Genomic DNA, 16813 nt, shown 5'->3' with positions numbered 1-16813 from the left:
GAGGCTGTCAGGAGGGCAGGGCGCGGCGCAGGAATCCGAGCTGGTGCAGCAGCAGGTTCTCGGCCACGGACTCCTCGGCGGGCAGGTGGGTCGTGCCCGGCAGCGGCAGCACCTCGTGCGGCCTCCCGGCCGCGAGCAGGGCCGCCGACATCCGCAGCGTGTGAGCGGGCGCCACGTTGTCGTCGGCCAGGCCGTGGATGAGCAGCAGCGGCCGGGTGAGCGACGCGGCCTCCAGGACGGGGGAGCAGCGGTCGTACGCCTCGGGGTGCTCGTCCGGGTGGCCGAGGTGGCGCTCGCGCCAGTGGGTGTCGTACAGCCGCTGGTCGGTGACGGGCGCGCCCGCGATGGCGGCGTGGAAGACATCGGGCCGGCGCAGCACCGCGAGAGCGGCCAGGTAGCCGCCGAAGGACCAGCCCCGGATGGCCACCCGCGACAGGTCCAGCCCGGGCCGGCGGGCCGCCGCCTCGCGCAGCCCCTCCACCTGGTCGTCGAGCACCGGGCCGGCGAGGTCCAGGTGGATCTCCCGCTCCCAGGCCGGTCCGCGGCCGGGGGTGCCCCGGCCGTCGATCGCGAGCACCGCGAAGCCCTGCTCGGCGAACCACTGCGACACGTACGTCCACCACGCCCGCTCGGCGGTCACCTTGCGCAGGGCCGGGCCGCCGTACGGGTCCATGAGGACGGGCAGCGGCGCGTCGCCGGGCCGGTGCCAGGACGGCAGGAACAGGGCGGCGCGCAGCTCGCGGGGGCCGAGCGTGAGCAGCTCGGTCCGGGGCTCCAGCACGGGGCGCTGCGCGTACGAGACGATCTCCATCGGGCCGCTTCCGGACGCCGGCGAGGACACGGGATGGACGGTGACCCGGGTGCCGGGGCGGTCGAGGGTGCGGGAGAAGAGCACGGTGGTGCCGCCACTGAGCACCGCGCTGTGGACACCCGCCTCGGCGGTCAGCAGGCCGTCGCCGGTGACCGGGCCGGCGGTCAGGGGGTGGGCGCCGGTGTCCGGGTGGTACGACCAGACGTCGGTCCGGGTCGGCTCGTCCGTCGCCGCGAACAGCACGGTACGGCCGTCCACCGACAGCACGCCGAGGAGCTGGAGGCCGGGCGGGCTCACGGGCACGCCGTCGGCCAGCAGCCGGCGCGTGCCGCCGACGTCGCCGCCGGTGAACAGCACCCCGGCCGAGTCCCGGACGGGCAGGCCGGGCAGGAGCTCCACCCAGGCGTCGTCGCGCTGCTCGGCCAGCACCCGGGTGGCCCCGGTGTCCGGGTCCAGGCCGAGCACCTGGACGTGCCGCTGGTCGCGGGTCTGCACGGACGCGTACGGCCCGGCGTCGTCCCAGCCCGCCTCGGTCAGGTACTCGAACCCCTTGGCGTCCCAGGCGACCGGGGTGAGCGCGGCCTCGCCCACGGTGTCCGCGATCCACAGGCTGACCTCGGCGTTGGCCGTGCCCGCTGACGGGTAGGGGAAGCTGCCGGCCGGCCGGGAGGGCTCGGCGGGGTCGGCCAGGTGCCAGCGCCGCACCGGCGAGGTGTCCACCCGGGCGACGAGCAGCCGGGTGCCGTCGGGCGACCACCAGTAGCCGCGGTGACGGCCCATCGACTCGCTCGCGACGTGCTCGGGGAGCCCGAAGGTGACCTGCGGCCCGTCAGGGACGGCCACCGCCCGGTCCGCGCCGCCCGCGTCCTCCAAGATGCCGCCGTGTTCCAGGGTGACCACGCGGAGGGCGCCGCCGCTCACGTACGCGACGCGGCGCCCCGCCGGGTCCGGGCGCGGGTCGAGGACCGGCTCGGCCGCGGCGACCGGCCGTACCTCGCCGTTGCTCACCCGGACCGTCCACAACCGGCCGGACAGCGCGAAGGCCAGCAGCTCGCAGGCCGCGTCGGCGGCGTACACGACGATGCCCGAGGACAGCTCGCCGGCGCGCTGCCTGCGGGTGAGCTCCTCGGGCGAGAGCCGCTCGTCGGCGCCCACGAGCAGCGCGCGGGGGTCGGCGAGGAGGCGTTCGCGGCCGGTGGCGACGTCGAGCGCCCACAGGCAGCTCACCGGATCGTCGCCGGCGCGGCTGCGCAGGAAGACCACGGTGGCGCCGTCGGGGGAGAGGGTGACCTTGCCGGGCGCGCCGAGCGTGAACCGCCGGGTGCGGGCGAGCTGGCGGGGCAGGGAGGGGCCGGACATGCTGCTCCTTCGGGTAGCGCGTGGCGGCGGGGCGGGCCCCGGCGCACGCGACGGACATCCGAAAAGCAGCGTGGCCGCCCCGCTGGAAGCGGGAGCGGCCTTGTCAGTCCGGGTGACTCTAGCAGAAAGCGGCCGCGCCCCGGGCCGCCCACACCCGCCTGGCCGAGCCGACCGAAGCGACCGAGCCGGGCGAGCCTCCGAAGTCGTCGATCTTCTCGTGCGCGTCCAGGTCCTTCGAGTAAAGTGACAGACGCGCATATTGATCGCATCCGTGGCGGATGTGGTCACGACGGGCGTCATGGCGATCCGGTGGGCGGTGTAGATGGCGGGTCTCGATCTCCAGTACAAGGCGCTCGACGACGGTCAGGTCGTCGTGCGTGAGCTGGTCAAGGACTACAGCGCGACGGCGGGCGGCTATCCGGCCGCGGCGGCCGACTCCACGATGTTCGGCAAGCTCGACGGCGCCTCGGCCCTCGCGGGCCTGATCGACAACGTCGAGCGGATCGCCAGCGACGACCTCGAGTACGCCCACCGCCGGCTCTCCGGCGTCGAGTCGGGCCTCGAAGAGGTCGAGACCAACAGCCGCAAGGCCACCAAGGCCGGCACCGTGGCGGCCGTCTGATGGGCGCGACCGAGACCGTCGACGGGCTGCCCGGCGGCGGCACCACCCTGGCCGGCATGTTGGCGAAGGTCAACGGCAACCCGGCCGGCATCCGCGACGTCGCCAGGCGCTGGCGCGGCACGGCGGGCAAAGTCAGCACCGGCACCGGCAAGCTCGGCACCGCCGTCAAGAACATCGACGCCGGCTGGCAGGGCGGCTCCGCCGACGACTTCGTCAAGTACATGCGCAACTACCAGGTCGCGGGCGACGCCCTGCACGACACCCTCAGCGGCTGCGCGGGAAGCCTCGACACCGTGGCCGACGCGCTGGAGACGGCCCACTCGAAGGTCAACGGCATCTGCGCGAACGTGCTCGCCCAGGTCCGCTCGTTCAAGAAGTCGAACCCCGACGCGACCCAGGCGGAGTTCGACAAGGCCATCGCTCCGCTGGTCCGCCAGGCGATCGGCGACGCCGAGCCGCACGTCTCGACCGCCAACAAGGCCGTCGGCGACGCCGAGAAGGCCATCCGGGAGTCGATCAAGGCCAAGCAGGTGACGTTCAGGGGCATCAAGCAGGTGAGCGACGACCCGTTCGGGACGACCGGCTGGCAGCCGACCCCCGTGCCGAAGTTCGGCACCACCTCGCTGGCCGGCTACGACGGCGGGGCGAGCGGAGGCGCGGCGCCCGGCGTCTACCCGGGCTCGTCCTCCGGCGCGAGCGGCGGCGTCGGCACGTCCTTCGCGGGCGGCGGGACACCCGTGCCGATCGTGTCGGGCACCGGCACCGGGGCCGACATCGTCAACGCCGCGCGGCAGCACCTCGGCAAGCCGTACATCTGGGGGGCCAACGGTCCGTCGGCGTTCGACTGCAGCGGTCTGGTCTACTACGCGATGAACCAGGCGGGCATCAAGGTCGGCGACGCGACCGCCGAGTCCTACCGGCTCAGCGGCAACGCCGTCACGGGCCCGCCGCAGCCCGGCGACCTCGTCTTCTTCGGCCAGCCGGCCACCCACATCGGCATCTACATCGGCGACGGCCAGATGATCCACGCCCCCAAGCCCGGCGACGTGGTCAAGCAGTCGTCGGTCGCCAGCAACGCGGGCATCGGCGTCATCTCCTACCGCCGCTTCACCTGACGCCCGGCATACCCGCGCGCCCCTGGGTAGGGGCCCGGCCATGCCAACGCGTACCTCCGACGGCGGCGTCCGGGACAAGTGCGAGCACGCCGCCCGTCGCCTGCTCGGCCTGAGCGAGCTGCGGCCCGGCCAGCTCGACGCCATGACGTCGCTGGCCGAGGGCCGCGACACGCTCGTCGTGATGCCCACGGGCAGCGGCAAGTCGGCCGTCTACCAGGTGCCCGCGCTGCTGCTGCCCGGCCCGACCCTGATCGTGTCGCCGCTGATCGCCCTCCAGCGCGACCAGGTGGAGGCGTTGCGCCGGCAACGGCACGACGAGAAGGCGACCAGCGTGGACGCGAGCACGCCGGCGGGCAGGCGGGCGGCCACGTTCGAGGCGCTGCGCGCGGGCGAGACGGAGTTCCTGTTCTGCGCGCCCGAGCAGCTCGCCCGTCCCGACGTGGTACGCGAGCTGGCCGAGGCGCGTATCTCGCTCATGGTCGTCGACGAGGCCCACTGCGTGTCGTCCTGGGGGCACGACTTCCGTCCCGACTACCTGCGGCTCGGCTCGGCCGCCGAGGCGATCGGCCGGCCGGTGATCGCGGCGCTCACCGCCACGGCCGCCCCTCCGGTACGCGAGGAGATCGTCGAGCGGCTCGGCATGCGCGACCCGCTGCAGATCGTGCGCGGGTTCGACCGTCCCAACATCTCGCTGTCGGTGCGCCGGGAGCTGTCCGACCCCGCCGACGCGCTCGTCGCGGCGGTGCTGGAGCAGCCGTCGCCGGGCATCGTCTACACGGCTACGCGGCGGCGGACCGCCGAGCTGGCCGGGCGGCTGGCGGAGGCGGGGCTGCGCGCCGAGGCGTACCACGCGGGGCTGCGGCGGGGCGAGCGCGACGCGGCGCACGGCAGGTTCATGGCGGGCGAGCTGGACGTCGTGGTCGCGACGAGCGCGTTCGGGATGGGGATCGACAAGCCGGACGTCCGGTACGTCTTCCACAGCGAGATCCCTGGCTCGCTGGACGCCTACTACCAGGAGATCGGCCGCGCGGGCAGGGACGGCGACCCGGCCGAGGCGCTGCTGTTCTACCGGCCCGAGGACCTGGCGCTCCAGCGGTTCTTCACCGGCGCCCTCCCCGACACCGAGACCCTGGAACAGGTCGCCCGGGCGGTCGCGGACACCGGAGAGCGCAAGGCGGGCGCCGCGCGGGAGGCAGGCGTCGAGCGGAAGGTGCTGCGCGAGCGCGCCGGGTTGTCGGCGCGGCGCCTGACCATGCTGCTCGACCTGCTGCAACGCAGCGGAGCCGTGTGCCTGGAGACGCGCCGCGTCACGCCGGTCGACGGCGGCCCCGGCCCGGCCGAGGCCGCCGCGCGGGCCCGGGAACTGGCCGAGCGGCACCGCGAGATCGAACGCACCCGGCACGAGATGATGCGCCGCTACGCCGAGACCCGCGACTGCCGGCGGCGGTTCCTGCTCGCGTACTTCGGCGAGGACCTGGGGGAGCCGTGCGGCCACTGCGACACCTGCCGGGCCGGGACGGCGCGCGAGCCGGTCCGCGGGGAGGGGCCGTTCCCGGTGCACGCCCAGGTGGAGCACGAGACGTGGGGACCGGGTGAGGTCATCCGGCGCGACGAGGACCGGCTGACGGTGCTGTTCGAGGACGCGGGCTACCGGGAGCTGCTGCTGGAGACCGTCGTGGACCAGCACATCCTCCGCGAGCCCGGAAGCTAGCGATGGTGCGGCGCGAGGAGGTGGTGGGTGAGCCAGTCGACGACCCTGCCGACGAAGACCGCCCGGTTGGCCGGGCGCCGGATCTCGTGCCCCTCGTCGGGGAAGAGCAGCTCCTCGCACGCCACCCCGCGCGCCCGCGCCGCCCGGACCGCCTGCTCGGCCTCCTGCACGGGCACGTTGGTGTCGTGGACCCCGTGGACCACGAGGAGCGGGGCCTCCAGCCGGTCGAAGCGCCGCAGCGGTGACAGCGCGCGCAGCAGGTCACGATCGTGCTCCGGGTGCCCGTACTCGCCGACCGCCGCCGCGGCGATCCACGGCTCGGTACGGGCATAGAAGCTCTCGAAATCCGACATGCCGCACACGTCGATGCCTGTCCGGAAGAGCCGGGGATGGGTGACCAGGGCGGCCAGGGTCAGGTAGCCGCCGTACGACCAGCCCATGCACGCGAGCCGGCCCGGGTCGGCGAGGCCCAGCCGTACCAGCTCGGTGGCGCAGTCCGCGACGTCCTCGATGGCGTGGAAGCGCAGCTCGCGGTCGTCGGCCTCGCGAAAGGCCCGGCCGTGACCGGACGACCCGCGCACGTTGGGCGCGAGCACGCCGATGCCCGCGGCCAGGAGGTTGTGGTAGAGCGGGTTGAAGGTCGGCCGTTCCTGGTCCTCGGGGCCGCCGTGCAGGAACACCAGGTACGGCGCGGGCCCCTGGGCGGCCGGCGGCCGGTAGAGCCAGGCGGCCAGGTCGAGGCCGTCGTGCGCCTTGATCCCGATCAGCTCGGCCCGGGGCGCCCGGGCCAACCGTCCCAGGCCGGCCACCTCCTCGTAGCGCCCGGTGGCGAGGTCGCAGAGCAGCACGTGGGAGGGCTGGTCCGGGCTTTCGGCGGCCATGACCGCCGTGGCGCCGTCGAGGCTCATCCGGATCGAGGTCACGACGTCGGCGGGCAGGGGAGGGAGCGGGGTCACGGCTCCCGTGCCGGTGTCCAGGACCGCCAGGGCGGAGCGGCCGTGCTCGTTCCAGACGAGGACCGCCCGCCGCCCGTCGGGGGTCAGGGCGAACTGGTCGAGTTCGGTGTCGTCCCGCCCGGCCAGCACGGTGTACTCCCCGCCGGTCGGCACGGCGTGCCCGCGGCCGGTCGGCATGGCGTGCTCGTGCCCGGCCCGCACGGCGTGTGACCGTGACACGGTCAGGAGGGCCGGGCGGTCGCGGCCCGCGTCGGAGAGCAGGTAGGCCGTCTCCCCGTCCGGCGACAGGATGCCGTAGTCGGTCGAGCCGGGCAGATCGGCGAGCAGCGGCCGTTCGCCGTCCGAACCGGGCCCGCGTCCGGTCAGCGACATCCGCCGCGCGCCCCTCGGCCCCCGGCGCAGCAGCAGCGTGGCGTGGTCGCGGCTCACGGCCTCCGGCCGCAGCAGCGGCCCCGCCGCGACGACCTCGCGGCCTCCCGTCGCGGCGTCCACCAGGACGGCCTCGGTCACCCCCTCGGCCGACGTCTCCGCGACGAGCAGATCCTCACCGCGCCCCGTCCACCGGACGAACGACGCGGAGCCGCCGGGCGGCATGGCGAGCGGGCGCAGATCACCCCCGTCCGGCCGTACCGTCCACACCTGGGTGTGCTCGCCACCGCCGGGCGCGACGAGGACGGCCAGCCGCGCGCCGGTCGGCGCCCACGAGACGTCGCAGACCGGCTCAGGACCGGTCTCGACCGGCCACGCGGACACGCCACGCGCCAGACGGGGTTCCGCGGCCGCCCCCACCGGTTCGAAGCCCGCGCCCGTCGCCCCGGAGCCCGAGCCGGCCCCGGACACGCCGAGGTGGGCGCCGTCCCCGGCGCGTACGTCACCTCGCGCCGGAGCTTCCCCACGACCTGCCGACGCGTGGCCCGGGAGCGGCTGGATCCACACGCGGGGACGTCCGTCCCGGTCGCTGACGTACACCACGGAGCCCTGGTCGGGCGCCGGCGACGGGTTCCAGCACCCCCAGGCGTCCAGGCTCTCGGGGGAGGGCAGCGCGGGGGAGGGCGGCCCGGGGAACGGCGCCATCAGACTCCTTGGGCCTGCAACCACAGCTCCAGCAGCCCGAGCTGCCACAGGGTGTTGACGCCGGTGGTGGCGCGGTCGCGGCCGGGGTCGTCGAGCAGCGTCTTCACGTACTCCGGCCGGAACAGGCCGCGCGAGCGGGCCGCCTGAGCGGTGAGCGCGTCGCAGACCAGGTCGAGCACGGGCCCGTCGAGGTGGCGCACGGCGGGCACGGGGAAGTAGCCCTTCGGCCGGTCGATGATCTCGGCGGGCAGCAGCCGGCGGGCGGCGTCCTTGAGCACGCCCTTGCCGCCGTCGGCGAGCTTGAGCCGGTCGGGGCAGGCCGCGGCCAGTTCGACCAGCTCGTGGTCGAGGAACGGGGTGCGCGCCTCCAGGCCGTGGGCCATGGTCATGTTGTCCACGCGCTTGACGGGGTCGTCGATCAGCATGGCGGTGGTCTCCAGCCGCAGGACGGCGTCCAGCGCGGTCTCGGCGCCCGGCCGGTCCGTGTGGGCGCGCACGTACGCGCCGCTGACGTCGTCGTCGAGCAGGTACTCGGGGCTCACGATACCCGCCAGCTCCTCGTGCGGCCGGTCGGCGAACGCGGCCAGGTACGCATCGGCGGCCTGCTCGCGCGGCACCCCGGCCAGCGGCTGGAACCAGCTGTAGCCGCCGAACACCTCGTCGGCGCCCTGCCCGGACTGCACCACCTTGACGTGCCGGGCCACCTCCCGCGACAGCAGGTGGAAGGCGACGCAGTCGTGGCTGGCCATCGGCTCGCTCATGGACCGCACCGCCTCCTCCAGCCCGGTCACGAGCCGGCTGTCCGGAATACGGATGCGGTGGTGGTCCGTGCCGAAGCGCCGCGCCATCAGGTCGGAGTAGTGGAACTCGTCGCCGCGCTCGCCGCCCGCCGCCTCGAAGCCGATGCTGAACGTGGCGAGCCCCTCCTGCCCCTCCTCGGCCAGGAGCGCGAGGATCAGGCTGGAGTCCAGACCGCCCGACAGCAGCACGCCGACCGGCACGTCCGCCACCATCCGGCGGCGCACGGCCGCGCGCAGCGCGTCCAGCACGGCGTGCCGCCACTCGTCGTCGCCGAGGCCGGCGTGCTCGGGCAGGGCCGAGCGGGTGTACGCGGGGTCCCAGTAGCGACGGTCGGTGCTGGTGCCGTCGGGTTCGTAGGTCCGTACGGTGGCGGCGGGCAGCCTGGTGACGCCGTCGAGGATGGTCCGCTCGCCGGGCACCAGGGAGTGGAAGGTCATGTAGTGGTGCAGGGCGACCCGGTCGATCGTGGTGTCCACGTCACCGGCGGCCAGCAGCGCGGGCAGGGTGGAGGCGAAGCGCAGCCGGTCGCCGTTCCGGGCCAGGTACATCGGCTTGATGCCGAGCCGGTCGCGGCCCAGCGTCAGCCGGCCGGTGTCGCGCTCGGCCACCGCGAAGGCGAACATGCCCTTGAACCGGTCGACGCACGCGCCGCCCCACCGGTGGAACGCCTTCACCAGCACCTCGGTGTCGGAGGTGGAGAAGAACCGGTAGCCGGCGGAGCGCAGCTCCTGGCGCAGCTCGCGGTAGTTGTACAGGCAGCCGTTGAACACCGCGGCGAGGCCCAGCTCGCCGTCCACCATGGGCTGCGCGGCCTTGTCGGACAGGTCGATGATCTTCAGGCGGCGGTGTCCCAGGGCGACCGGCCCCATCGCCCACAGGCCGGAGCCGTCGGGTCCCCGTTCCCGCATCGACTCGGTCATCCGGTCCACAGCGCCCATGTCCGCCGGTTTCCCGTCGAAGCGCATCTCACCGGTCAGCCCGCACATCCGTCCGTCCACCTTCCGTCATCTCACATCAGTCCCCACGCACGACCTCAGGCGGCCGGCCGGTACGACGAGGTGTCGCCGCCCAGCGGCTCCCATCCGCCGGACCGCGTCTCCGCGAGGAGCATGTCCACCACGTCTCCCAGCAGCCCGCGCCGGGCGAACGCCGCGCGCTGGCGCGCCGCCGAGCTGCCCCTGGCCAGCGCCTCGCGGGCCAGCCCCGAGACCAGCTCCCAGTCGCCGGCCTCCTCCAGGTACGGCCGCAGGCCCTCCACCATCCCGGTGATCACCTCGGCCGCGGGCCTGGGCACGCCCTCCACCGGGTCGACCAGCTCGCCTTCGAGCCCGGAGCGCGCCGCCTGCCACGTCGCCGCCCGTACGCCCTCCAGCGGCACCTCCAGCCCGGGGGAGCGCCGCACGTCCTCCAGGCCGCGGGCCACCAGTGCCCGGAACAGCCCGGCGATCAGCACGATGTCCTCCACGCGCGGGCAGGAGTCGCAGATCCGCAGCTCCACGGTCGGCACGTGGGCCGACGGCCGGATGTCGAAGTAGATCATCCCGGGATCGGTGATCACACCCGACTGGATGAGGTCGCCGATCATGCGTTCGTAGTCGGCCGCGGAGTCGTAGCGGGCCATCGGCCCGGCCGTGGGCCAGCGCTGCCACACCATGGTCCGGTAGCTGCCGTACCCCGTGTCGGACCCGAGCCAGTACGGCGAGCTGGAGCTGAGCGCCAGCAGCGGCGGCGCCCATGGCGACAGCCGGTGCGCCAGGGCGAGCGCCAGCTCGCGGTCACGCACCTCGGCGTGGACCTGGGTGCCGCAGATGAGCTGCTCACGTGTGAGGAGCTGGTAGTCGTCGAGCATCTGCTCGTAGCGCGGGTCGGGTGACACCTTCATGCGGTCGATGTCGGCCAGCGGCACGCTGCCGGCCGCCACGATGCCGAGCCCCAGGCTCTCCGCCCTGCTCACCACCATGGCGCGCATGCCGCCGAGGTCACGGGCCAGGTCCTCCAGGTGGCGGAACGGCTTGCTGTTGGCCTCCAGCGTGGAGCACTGGAGCTCCTTGGTGAAGCAGTCCTCCGGCAGCATGTCCAGGAGGATCCCCGCCCGCGGGACCAGGTGCCGGGTCCGCGTGTCGACGACGTGGAACTCCTCCTCGACGCCCAGCGAGATCGTGGAGCCGCTCACCACGACCACCTCCGACCTTCATCAGTTGTCCGCATAGCGGTCACCTGCCCTAAAAAGGTGCTTTAGCACCTCATGGGGCGAATGTGATCATTACTACGGTTTTGGGGGCGGCCTCAGCCGCCGGCCTTCGACACGCCGAAGGCCAGCAGGAATCCGGCCAGCGTGATGAGCCCGGTCATCAGGTGGGCGTTCTCGAACGCCTCGGGAATCATGGTGTCGGCGACCATGGTCAGGATCGCGCCGCCCGCCAGCGCGATGATGCCCGCCAGCACGGCCGCCGGAGCCCCGCCGAGCAGCGTGTACCCCGCCAGCGACGACAGGCCGCTGATCACGGCGATCCCGCTCCACAGCCCGAACACGTACGCCTTCGACCGCCCGGCCCCGCGCATCCCGGCCGCGCTGGACAGCCCCTCGGGCACGTTGCTGATGAACACCGCCGCCACGGTCACCGCGCTCACCGCGCCCCCGCCGAGCAGGCTCGCGCCGATCACCACCGACTCGGGCACCCCGTCGAGCACCGCGCCGAGCGCGATCGCCGTGCCCGAGCCGCTCTGCTCCTGCTCGGACGGCTGCTGCGCGCCGGAGCGCTTGCGATGCCGCGCGCCGCGCCGGGCCAGCAGGATGTTGCAGACCGTGTAGAGGACCGCGCCGGTCACGGCACCGGCGACCGTGGGCGCCAGCCCCGCCCGCTCGTGCGCCTCGTCGATCAGCTCGAACGACACCGCGGACATGAGCACCCCGGCGCCGAACGCCATCACCGACGCGACGACCCGCTGCGGCAGCCGCACCGTGTACCCGATCAGCGCGCCGATCACCAGTGCTAACCCCGCCAGCAGCCCCCAGCCGCCCGCCTGCAACCACTCCGGCATGATCAAGCGGTTTCCCGCCCGGCGACCCCCGCAAACCCGGCGCCGGGGTCGGCCTTGACTTCATGTCGACATGAAGATCCATGCTGATCCGCATGCCGAACACCAGCGAACTCGTCACCCTCCTCGACGCCGCCGACACCCTTCCCGGCGCCACCGCCCTGCGCGGGCGCTCGTACGAACTGCTCCGTCTGGAGGCGGGGGCGCCGGCGGTGGACGTCGGCTGCGGCACGGGCCGCGCCGTCGCGGAGCTGCGCGAGCGCGGGGCCAGGCCGATCGGCGTGGACCTCAGCGCCGACATGATCGGCATCGCCCGCGACAGGTGGCCCGGAGCGGACTTCAGGATGGGCGACGCGTACGACCTGCCGCTCGGCGACGGCGAGGTCGCCGCGTACCGGGCGGACAAGGTGTTCCACGAACTGGGGGACGCCGAGCGGGCCCTGCGCGAGGCCGTCCGCGTGCTGTCGCCGGGCGGCCGCGTCGCGCTCGCCGGACAGGACTGGGACGCGATCGTCATCGACTCGGGCCACCCGCTGGTCACCCGCGCGATCGTGCACGCCCGCGCCGACCAGATCCCCGACCCGCGCGCCGCCCGCCGCTACCGCGACCTGCTCCTGACGGGCGGCTTCACGGACGTCCACGTCGAGGTCCACACGGCGGTCCTCACCGACGCGGCGCTGCTGCCCATGGCCACGAACCAGGCGCGCGCGGCCCTCGCCGCCGGGGCGATCACCCAGGACGAGCACGACGCCTGGCTCGCCGACCAGCACGACCGGGCGCGGCGTGGACGGCTGCTCCTGGCCGTCCCGATGTTCCTGGCCGCCGCGACCCGCCCCTGAAGGCCGACCGGGGTACGCGCCTCGTGCGGAGGCCGGGCCGGCGAAGATCAGCTGTCGTGGTCCTCGAACTCCCAGGCCCCGATGCGGCCGACCTTCTCGGCCAGCTCCCTCCACGTCGGCGCCTCCAGCGTGGCGACACGGTCGGCGATCCAGGCGGTCACCTTGTCGGGGTGGAGCTCCGGCACGAAAAGCAAGTGCCGCCCCAGCAGAAAGGGGTGGCTCCGAAGCCGCTCCGCCAGGGCCGACGGGGTGCAGACCACGAGCTGGAAGCTCTCCGAACCGGGCTCTCCCTGGGGGCCGACGAATATCTGCAGGAGCTCCCAGGCGTGGGCCGGGTCCCAGTCGCTTCCCCGTGTGTCGAGATCGACCCAGTGGAAGTCGTCCACTCGTGCGCGCATGACCCAATGATCCATGCATCGCCACACAAGGTCACTGTAGACACCGGAGCCTGCCCGCGCGTCCGTCCCGAGCCGAGCTCGGCGCGCCGGGCAGGCTTCCCCGGGTCACTCGCGGGCGCCGAGGGCGTCGGCCGGGCGGACGCGCAGGGCGAACCTGGCCGGGACAGTCGTGGCGGTCAGCGCCAGGGCGGCCACGGCGGCGACCACCCCCGCGTACGTCAGCGGCGGCACGTACGGCGACGCCGACCCCGTCATCCCCAGGCTGAACGCCGCCAGCGTGACCAGCGAGATGATCGTGCCGAGGGCCACGGCGACGAGCAGAGCCGTCAGCGTCTCCGTGCGCAGCATCCGGGCCGCCTGCCGGCGCGTCGTGCCGACCACGCGCAGCAGGGCGAGCTCGCGCGAGCGGGCGAGCGTGGACATCGCCAGGGTGTTGACCACGGCGATCGCGCAGAAGGCGATGACCAGCCCCATCGCGACGTAGGCCACCGCCGCGTCGGCGGAGCCCGCCGGTTCGTGGCCGGGGGCGGTCCCCGCGGGCAGCGCCTCGCGCGCGCCGCCGGCCACCAGGACGGTGCCGCGGGGGTCGTCCACGTGGCCCGCGACGAGCCCGTACGAGAGGGTCAGGTCGCCGAAGCCCAGGCCGCGGGAGTAGACGGCGGCGACCTTCACCGCGGCGGGCGTGCCGTCGCCGAGCACCAGGGAGAGCCGGTCGCCGACGCCGACCTCCAGCCTGGACGCGGCGGTGCTGCTGACCGCCGCCGACGTGTCGCCGAAACCGGCCAGCGACCCCGCCACCACGCCCAGGTCCAGCGTCCGGTCCAGGCCGTCGGGCGTGACGGCCTGGACGGCGTATTTCTCCAGGTCGATCCTGACCGAGGTGCGCAGCACCTCGGTGACCGCCCGCACGCCCGGCACCCGGCGCACGGCGGCCGGGGACGCGCCCGGGGCGAGCACGTGGTCGGCCTTGACGCCCGCGGCCACCTCGCCCTGCGCGGCGTGTCCGATCGTGGCCGGCACGAAGAGGATCGTGCAGGTCATCGCCGTCATCAGGGTCAGCGGCGCGATCACCGAGGCCAGCCGTACGGGCCCGGCGAGCAGGCTCTTGCGCGCCAGGTACCCGGCCACGCCGGGCGCCCGCAGCGGCAGCGCCGTCACCGCCCGCGCGACGACCGGCCCGAGCAGGGCGACCGCGACCGTCCACACCAGCGCGGTCAGCATGGTGACCGGGCTGGACGCCGCCTCGGTGTTCAGCCCGGACAGCACGATCGTCAGCACCACCCCGCCGGCGACGGCGAGCAGGCCCGCGACCAGCCGCACCACCGGCAGCCGCGCGGCGGGCATCGCCGTCTCGCCCAGCGCCTCCACCGGCCTGATCCGCGCGGTACGGCGGGCGGAGACCCGCGCCGCCACCCACGCGGCCGCCAGAGTGGTCAGCATCGCGACGATCGCGGGGAACGGGCTGACCACCAGCCGCAGGTTCGCGGGCATGGCGCCCAGTTCCACGAACTCGGACCGCAGCCAGAACCCGAGCAGGATCCCCGCGCCCGAGCCGAGCAGCCCGGCGGCCACGCTGACGAGCAGGGCCTCGCCGCCGACGAGCTTCCTGACCTGCCGCGGCAGCGCGCCGACGGCCCGCAGCAGGGCGATCTCGCGCCGGCGCTCCTGCATGGACAGGGCGAACGTGCCCACCACGACGAGGATCGCCACCAGCAGCGAGGTGCCGCCGAGGGCGCCGCCCAGGCTGACGAGCTTGACCCTGGAGCCTTCCGCCTCGGGGAACTCGACCGCGCCCCGCTCGTCGCCGGTGTAGGCCACGGCGCCCTCGCCGGCCAGGTCGTTCCCGGACCGGCCGTCGCCCCCGGACCGGCCGTCGCCCCCGGACCGGCCGTCGCCCCCGGACCGGCCGTCGCCCCCGTGCCGAGCGCCGATCGCGGACCGGACGTCGACCGCGGGCCACACGCCGATCGCCGTCACCAGCCCGTCGCGCCCGGCCAGCCGGCGGGCCTCGGCGGTGGCGAAGAAGATCGTGTCCTGGCCGGGCAGGGCCTGCGCGGTCACCCCCACCACGCGGTGGCCGGGGATCTTCGCGCCGGAGTGGCGCGCGTCCACGACGACCTCGTCCGCGGCCCTGGGCGCACGGCCCTCGGCGAGCGTGAACGGGGTCAGCGCGGCCGACTCCCAGCCGTGGGCGGTGTGTCCGGCGTACGGGAAGGTGACCTCGGTGACCACCTTCGTGACGCCGGGGACGCGCCGGATCTCCTCGGCGAGGGACGCCGGGATCCACCGGCGCTCGGACAGGAGCTTGGCCTTCTCCTTGCCGCTCTCCTTGGTCTGCCTGACGTACTGGTCGCCGGCCACGACGACCGGGGCCCCGGCGTACCGCTCGGGCGCCACCGAGCCGCGCAGCCCCGTCTCCAGCAGCATCCCGCAGGCGGTGACCAGCGCGGCGGCGCAGAGCAGCGCCACGAACGCGCCGGCGAACCCGGCCTTGCGCCGGCCGATCGTCTTCAACGCGAAGGAGATCATCACTTCCACGCCCCCAGCCGGGTCATGCGCTCGGCGACCTTCTCGGCGGCCGGAGCGGTCATCGCGTCCACGATCCGGCCGTCGGCCAGGAAGAGCACGGTGTCGGCGTACGCGGCGGCCACCGGGTCGTGCGTCACCATCACCACGGTCTGGCCGAGCGTCGAGACCACCTCACGCAGCAGGGTCAGGACGTCGCGGGCGGTCATGGTGTCCAGCGCGCCGGTCGGCTCGTCGCCGAACACCACCTCGGGCCTGGTCACCAGCGCCCTGGCGATCGCCACCCGCTGCTGCTGGCCGCCGGACAGCTCGGCGGGACGGTGCCCGGTACGCCCGCCGAGCCCCACCCTGTGCACGACCTCGTCCAGCCAGGCCCGGTCCACCCGGGCGCCGGCCAGCATCAGCGGCAACGTGATGTTCTCGGTCACGGTCAACGCGGAGACCAGGTTGAACGCCTGGAACACGAAGCCGATCCGGCGCCGCCGCAGCTCGGTCAGCGCGCTCTCGTCCATGCCGGTCAGGTCGGTGCCGCCCAGCCGTACCGATCCCGAGCTGGGGACGTCCAGGCCGGCCGCGCAATGCAGGAACGTGCTCTTGCCGGAGCCGGAGGGGCCCATGACGGCCGTGAAGGTGCCCCGCGGGATGCCGACCGACACCTCACGCAGGGCCGCGACGGCGCCCCGGCCCTTGCCGTACACCTTGCTCACCGTGTCCAACCGCACTGCTTCTGTCATGGCTCCTAGCCTGCTGATCTGCGGTTTCGGCCACCAGAGAGCCGCTCACGACCCCGCCATGACGTCATCATGATCCGGACATAATGGTCAGGTGATTCGTATGCTCCTGGCCGAGGACCAGCACATCATCAGGGAAGCGCTCGTGACCCTGCTCAGCCTCGAACCCGACATCGAGATCGTGCAGGCGGTCGAGTCGGGCGACGCGGCCGTGGCCGCCGCGATGGTGCACCGGCCGGACGTCGTCGTCCTGGACATCGACATGCCCGGCACGATCGACGGCCTCGACGCCGCCGCGCAGGTGCGCACCAGGCTGCCGGGCTGCCGCGCGCTCATGCTCACCGGCCACGGCAAGCCCGGCCACCTGCGGCGGGCGCTCAGCTCGCAGGTGGACGGCTTCATGCTGAAGACCGCCTCGCCGGAGGAGCTGGCGTCCGCGATCAGGAAGGTGGCACGGGGCGAACGGGTCCTCGACCCCTCGCTCGCCGTCACCGCGTGGAACCTGGCCGACAATCCGCTCACCCCGCGCGAGGCCGACGTCCTGCGGCTGGTCGCGGAGGGGTCCGAGCCGCCCGAGATCGCCGAGCGGCTCTTCCTCAGCGCCGGGACCGTGCGCAACTACATCACCGCGATCGTGACCAAGCTCAACGCCCGCAACCGCACCGACGCCGTGCGCATCGCCTCGGAGGCGGGCTGGATCTAGCTGTATTGACCCGCAGGGTTGTTGACGCGGGTGATCGGTGGTTGGCCTCCGAGCGCGGTGTGGCAGCGGTGGTGGTTGTAGGTGTGCAGGAAGTCTTGCAGAGCGGCGGTGCGTTCGTCGTTGCTGGC

General features: G+C 74.0%; 13 protein-coding genes and 1 pseudogene. 5 read left to right on the top strand and 9 right to left on the bottom strand.

The genetic code is table 11. The annotated features are described in order from the left end of the window. Nucleotides 1-7 precede the first annotated feature (7 nt). On the bottom strand, nucleotides 8-2170 hold the full coding sequence (locus HTZ77_RS36995; protein WP_175594420.1) for a S9 family peptidase: 2163 nt from the start codon (nucleotides 2168-2170) through the stop codon (nucleotides 8-10). Nucleotides 2171-2492: 322 nt separating this feature from the next. On the opposite strand from HTZ77_RS36995, the gene HTZ77_RS36990 reads away from it, so the two are divergent. From HTZ77_RS36990 to HTZ77_RS36980, 3 genes are read left to right on the top strand one after another with little or no spacing between them, the layout of a single operon-like run. Continuing rightward, complete coding sequence (locus tag HTZ77_RS36990) at nucleotides 2493-2792, top strand: hypothetical protein (RefSeq protein WP_175594419.1); 300 nt, start codon at nucleotides 2493-2495, stop codon at nucleotides 2790-2792. Next, nucleotides 2792-3907: a bifunctional WXG100 family type VII secretion target/C40 family peptidase gene (locus tag HTZ77_RS36985; RefSeq protein ID WP_175594418.1), complete on the top strand. Its 1116-nt coding sequence runs from the start codon at nucleotides 2792-2794 to the stop codon at nucleotides 3905-3907. Before HTZ77_RS36990 ends, HTZ77_RS36985 begins: the two co-directional genes overlap by 1 nt. A gap of 40 nt (nucleotides 3908-3947) precedes the next feature. Continuing rightward, nucleotides 3948-5618 (top strand): RecQ family ATP-dependent DNA helicase, encoded by a 1671-nt coding sequence (locus HTZ77_RS36980; RefSeq protein ID WP_175594417.1) that lies wholly within the window; start codon nucleotides 3948-3950, stop codon nucleotides 5616-5618. Here HTZ77_RS36980 and HTZ77_RS36975 read toward each other — a convergent pair. From HTZ77_RS36975 to HTZ77_RS36960, 4 genes are all read right to left on the bottom strand, one after another. Further along, nucleotides 5615-7648, bottom strand: a complete 2034-nt coding sequence (locus HTZ77_RS36975; RefSeq protein WP_175594416.1) for a S9 family peptidase — start codon at nucleotides 7646-7648, stop codon at nucleotides 5615-5617. The two genes, HTZ77_RS36980 and HTZ77_RS36975, sit on opposite strands and share 4 nt — an antisense overlap. Then, the gene (locus HTZ77_RS36970) at nucleotides 7648-9447 is read right to left on the bottom strand and encodes an N-acetylglutaminylglutamine amidotransferase (RefSeq protein ID WP_328808992.1); all 1800 of its coding nucleotides are present in this window, start codon (nucleotides 9445-9447) and stop codon (nucleotides 7648-7650) included. Before HTZ77_RS36970 ends, HTZ77_RS36975 begins: the two co-directional genes overlap by 1 nt. A gap of 35 nt (nucleotides 9448-9482) precedes the next feature. Continuing rightward, nucleotides 9483-10622, bottom strand: coding sequence for a carboxylate-amine ligase (locus tag HTZ77_RS36965; RefSeq protein WP_328808991.1), 1140 nt, complete (start codon nucleotides 10620-10622; stop codon nucleotides 9483-9485). 113 nt (nucleotides 10623-10735) lie between these two features. Then, nucleotides 10736-11491 carry a ZIP family metal transporter gene (locus HTZ77_RS36960; protein ID WP_175594415.1) on the bottom strand — a complete coding sequence of 252 codons (756 nt, stop codon included), beginning with the start codon at nucleotides 11489-11491 and terminating at the stop codon, nucleotides 10736-10738. 92 nt (nucleotides 11492-11583) lie between these two features. On the opposite strand from HTZ77_RS36960, the gene HTZ77_RS36955 reads away from it, so the two are divergent. Beyond that, on the top strand, nucleotides 11584-12327 hold the full coding sequence (locus tag HTZ77_RS36955) for a methyltransferase domain-containing protein (RefSeq protein ID WP_235995697.1): 744 nt from the start codon (nucleotides 11584-11586) through the stop codon (nucleotides 12325-12327). Between the two features lie 47 nt (nucleotides 12328-12374). Here the strand turns inward: HTZ77_RS36955 and HTZ77_RS36950 are convergent, their stop codons facing one another. The 3 genes from HTZ77_RS36950 to HTZ77_RS36940 form a co-directional block, all read right to left on the bottom strand. Continuing rightward, a complete protein-coding gene (locus HTZ77_RS36950) occupies nucleotides 12375-12725 on the bottom strand; it encodes an Imm8 family immunity protein (RefSeq protein ID WP_175594413.1) in 351 nt (116 codons plus the stop codon). 105 nt (nucleotides 12726-12830) lie between these two features. Beyond that, nucleotides 12831-15254, bottom strand: coding sequence for an FtsX-like permease family protein (locus HTZ77_RS36945; RefSeq protein ID WP_175594590.1), 2424 nt, complete (start codon nucleotides 15252-15254; stop codon nucleotides 12831-12833). Then, entirely contained in the window at nucleotides 15254-15985 is a 732-nt protein-coding gene (locus HTZ77_RS36940) for an ABC transporter ATP-binding protein (RefSeq protein WP_175594412.1), read from the bottom strand. The genes HTZ77_RS36945 and HTZ77_RS36940 overlap by 1 nt, the downstream gene beginning before the upstream one ends. A 91-nt stretch (nucleotides 15986-16076) precedes the next feature. On the opposite strand from HTZ77_RS36940, the gene HTZ77_RS36935 reads away from it, so the two are divergent. Beyond that, entirely contained in the window at nucleotides 16077-16685 is a 609-nt protein-coding gene (locus tag HTZ77_RS36935; RefSeq protein WP_328808990.1) for a response regulator transcription factor, read from the top strand. Here the strand turns inward: HTZ77_RS36935 and HTZ77_RS36930 are convergent. After that, nucleotides 16682-16813, bottom strand: a pseudogene (locus HTZ77_RS36930) (integrase core domain-containing protein); the annotation flags it as partial. The gene HTZ77_RS36935 and the pseudogene HTZ77_RS36930 sit on opposite strands and share 4 nt — an antisense overlap.

Origin of the sequence: Nonomuraea montanisoli, from assembly GCF_013363975.1 — a bacterium.
In the GTDB taxonomy this organism is placed as follows: domain Bacteria; phylum Actinomycetota; class Actinomycetes; order Streptosporangiales; family Streptosporangiaceae; genus Nonomuraea; species Nonomuraea montanisoli.
Note: the sequence above shows the minus strand (reverse complement) of the source record. Positions and strands in the feature narration are given on the sequence as shown.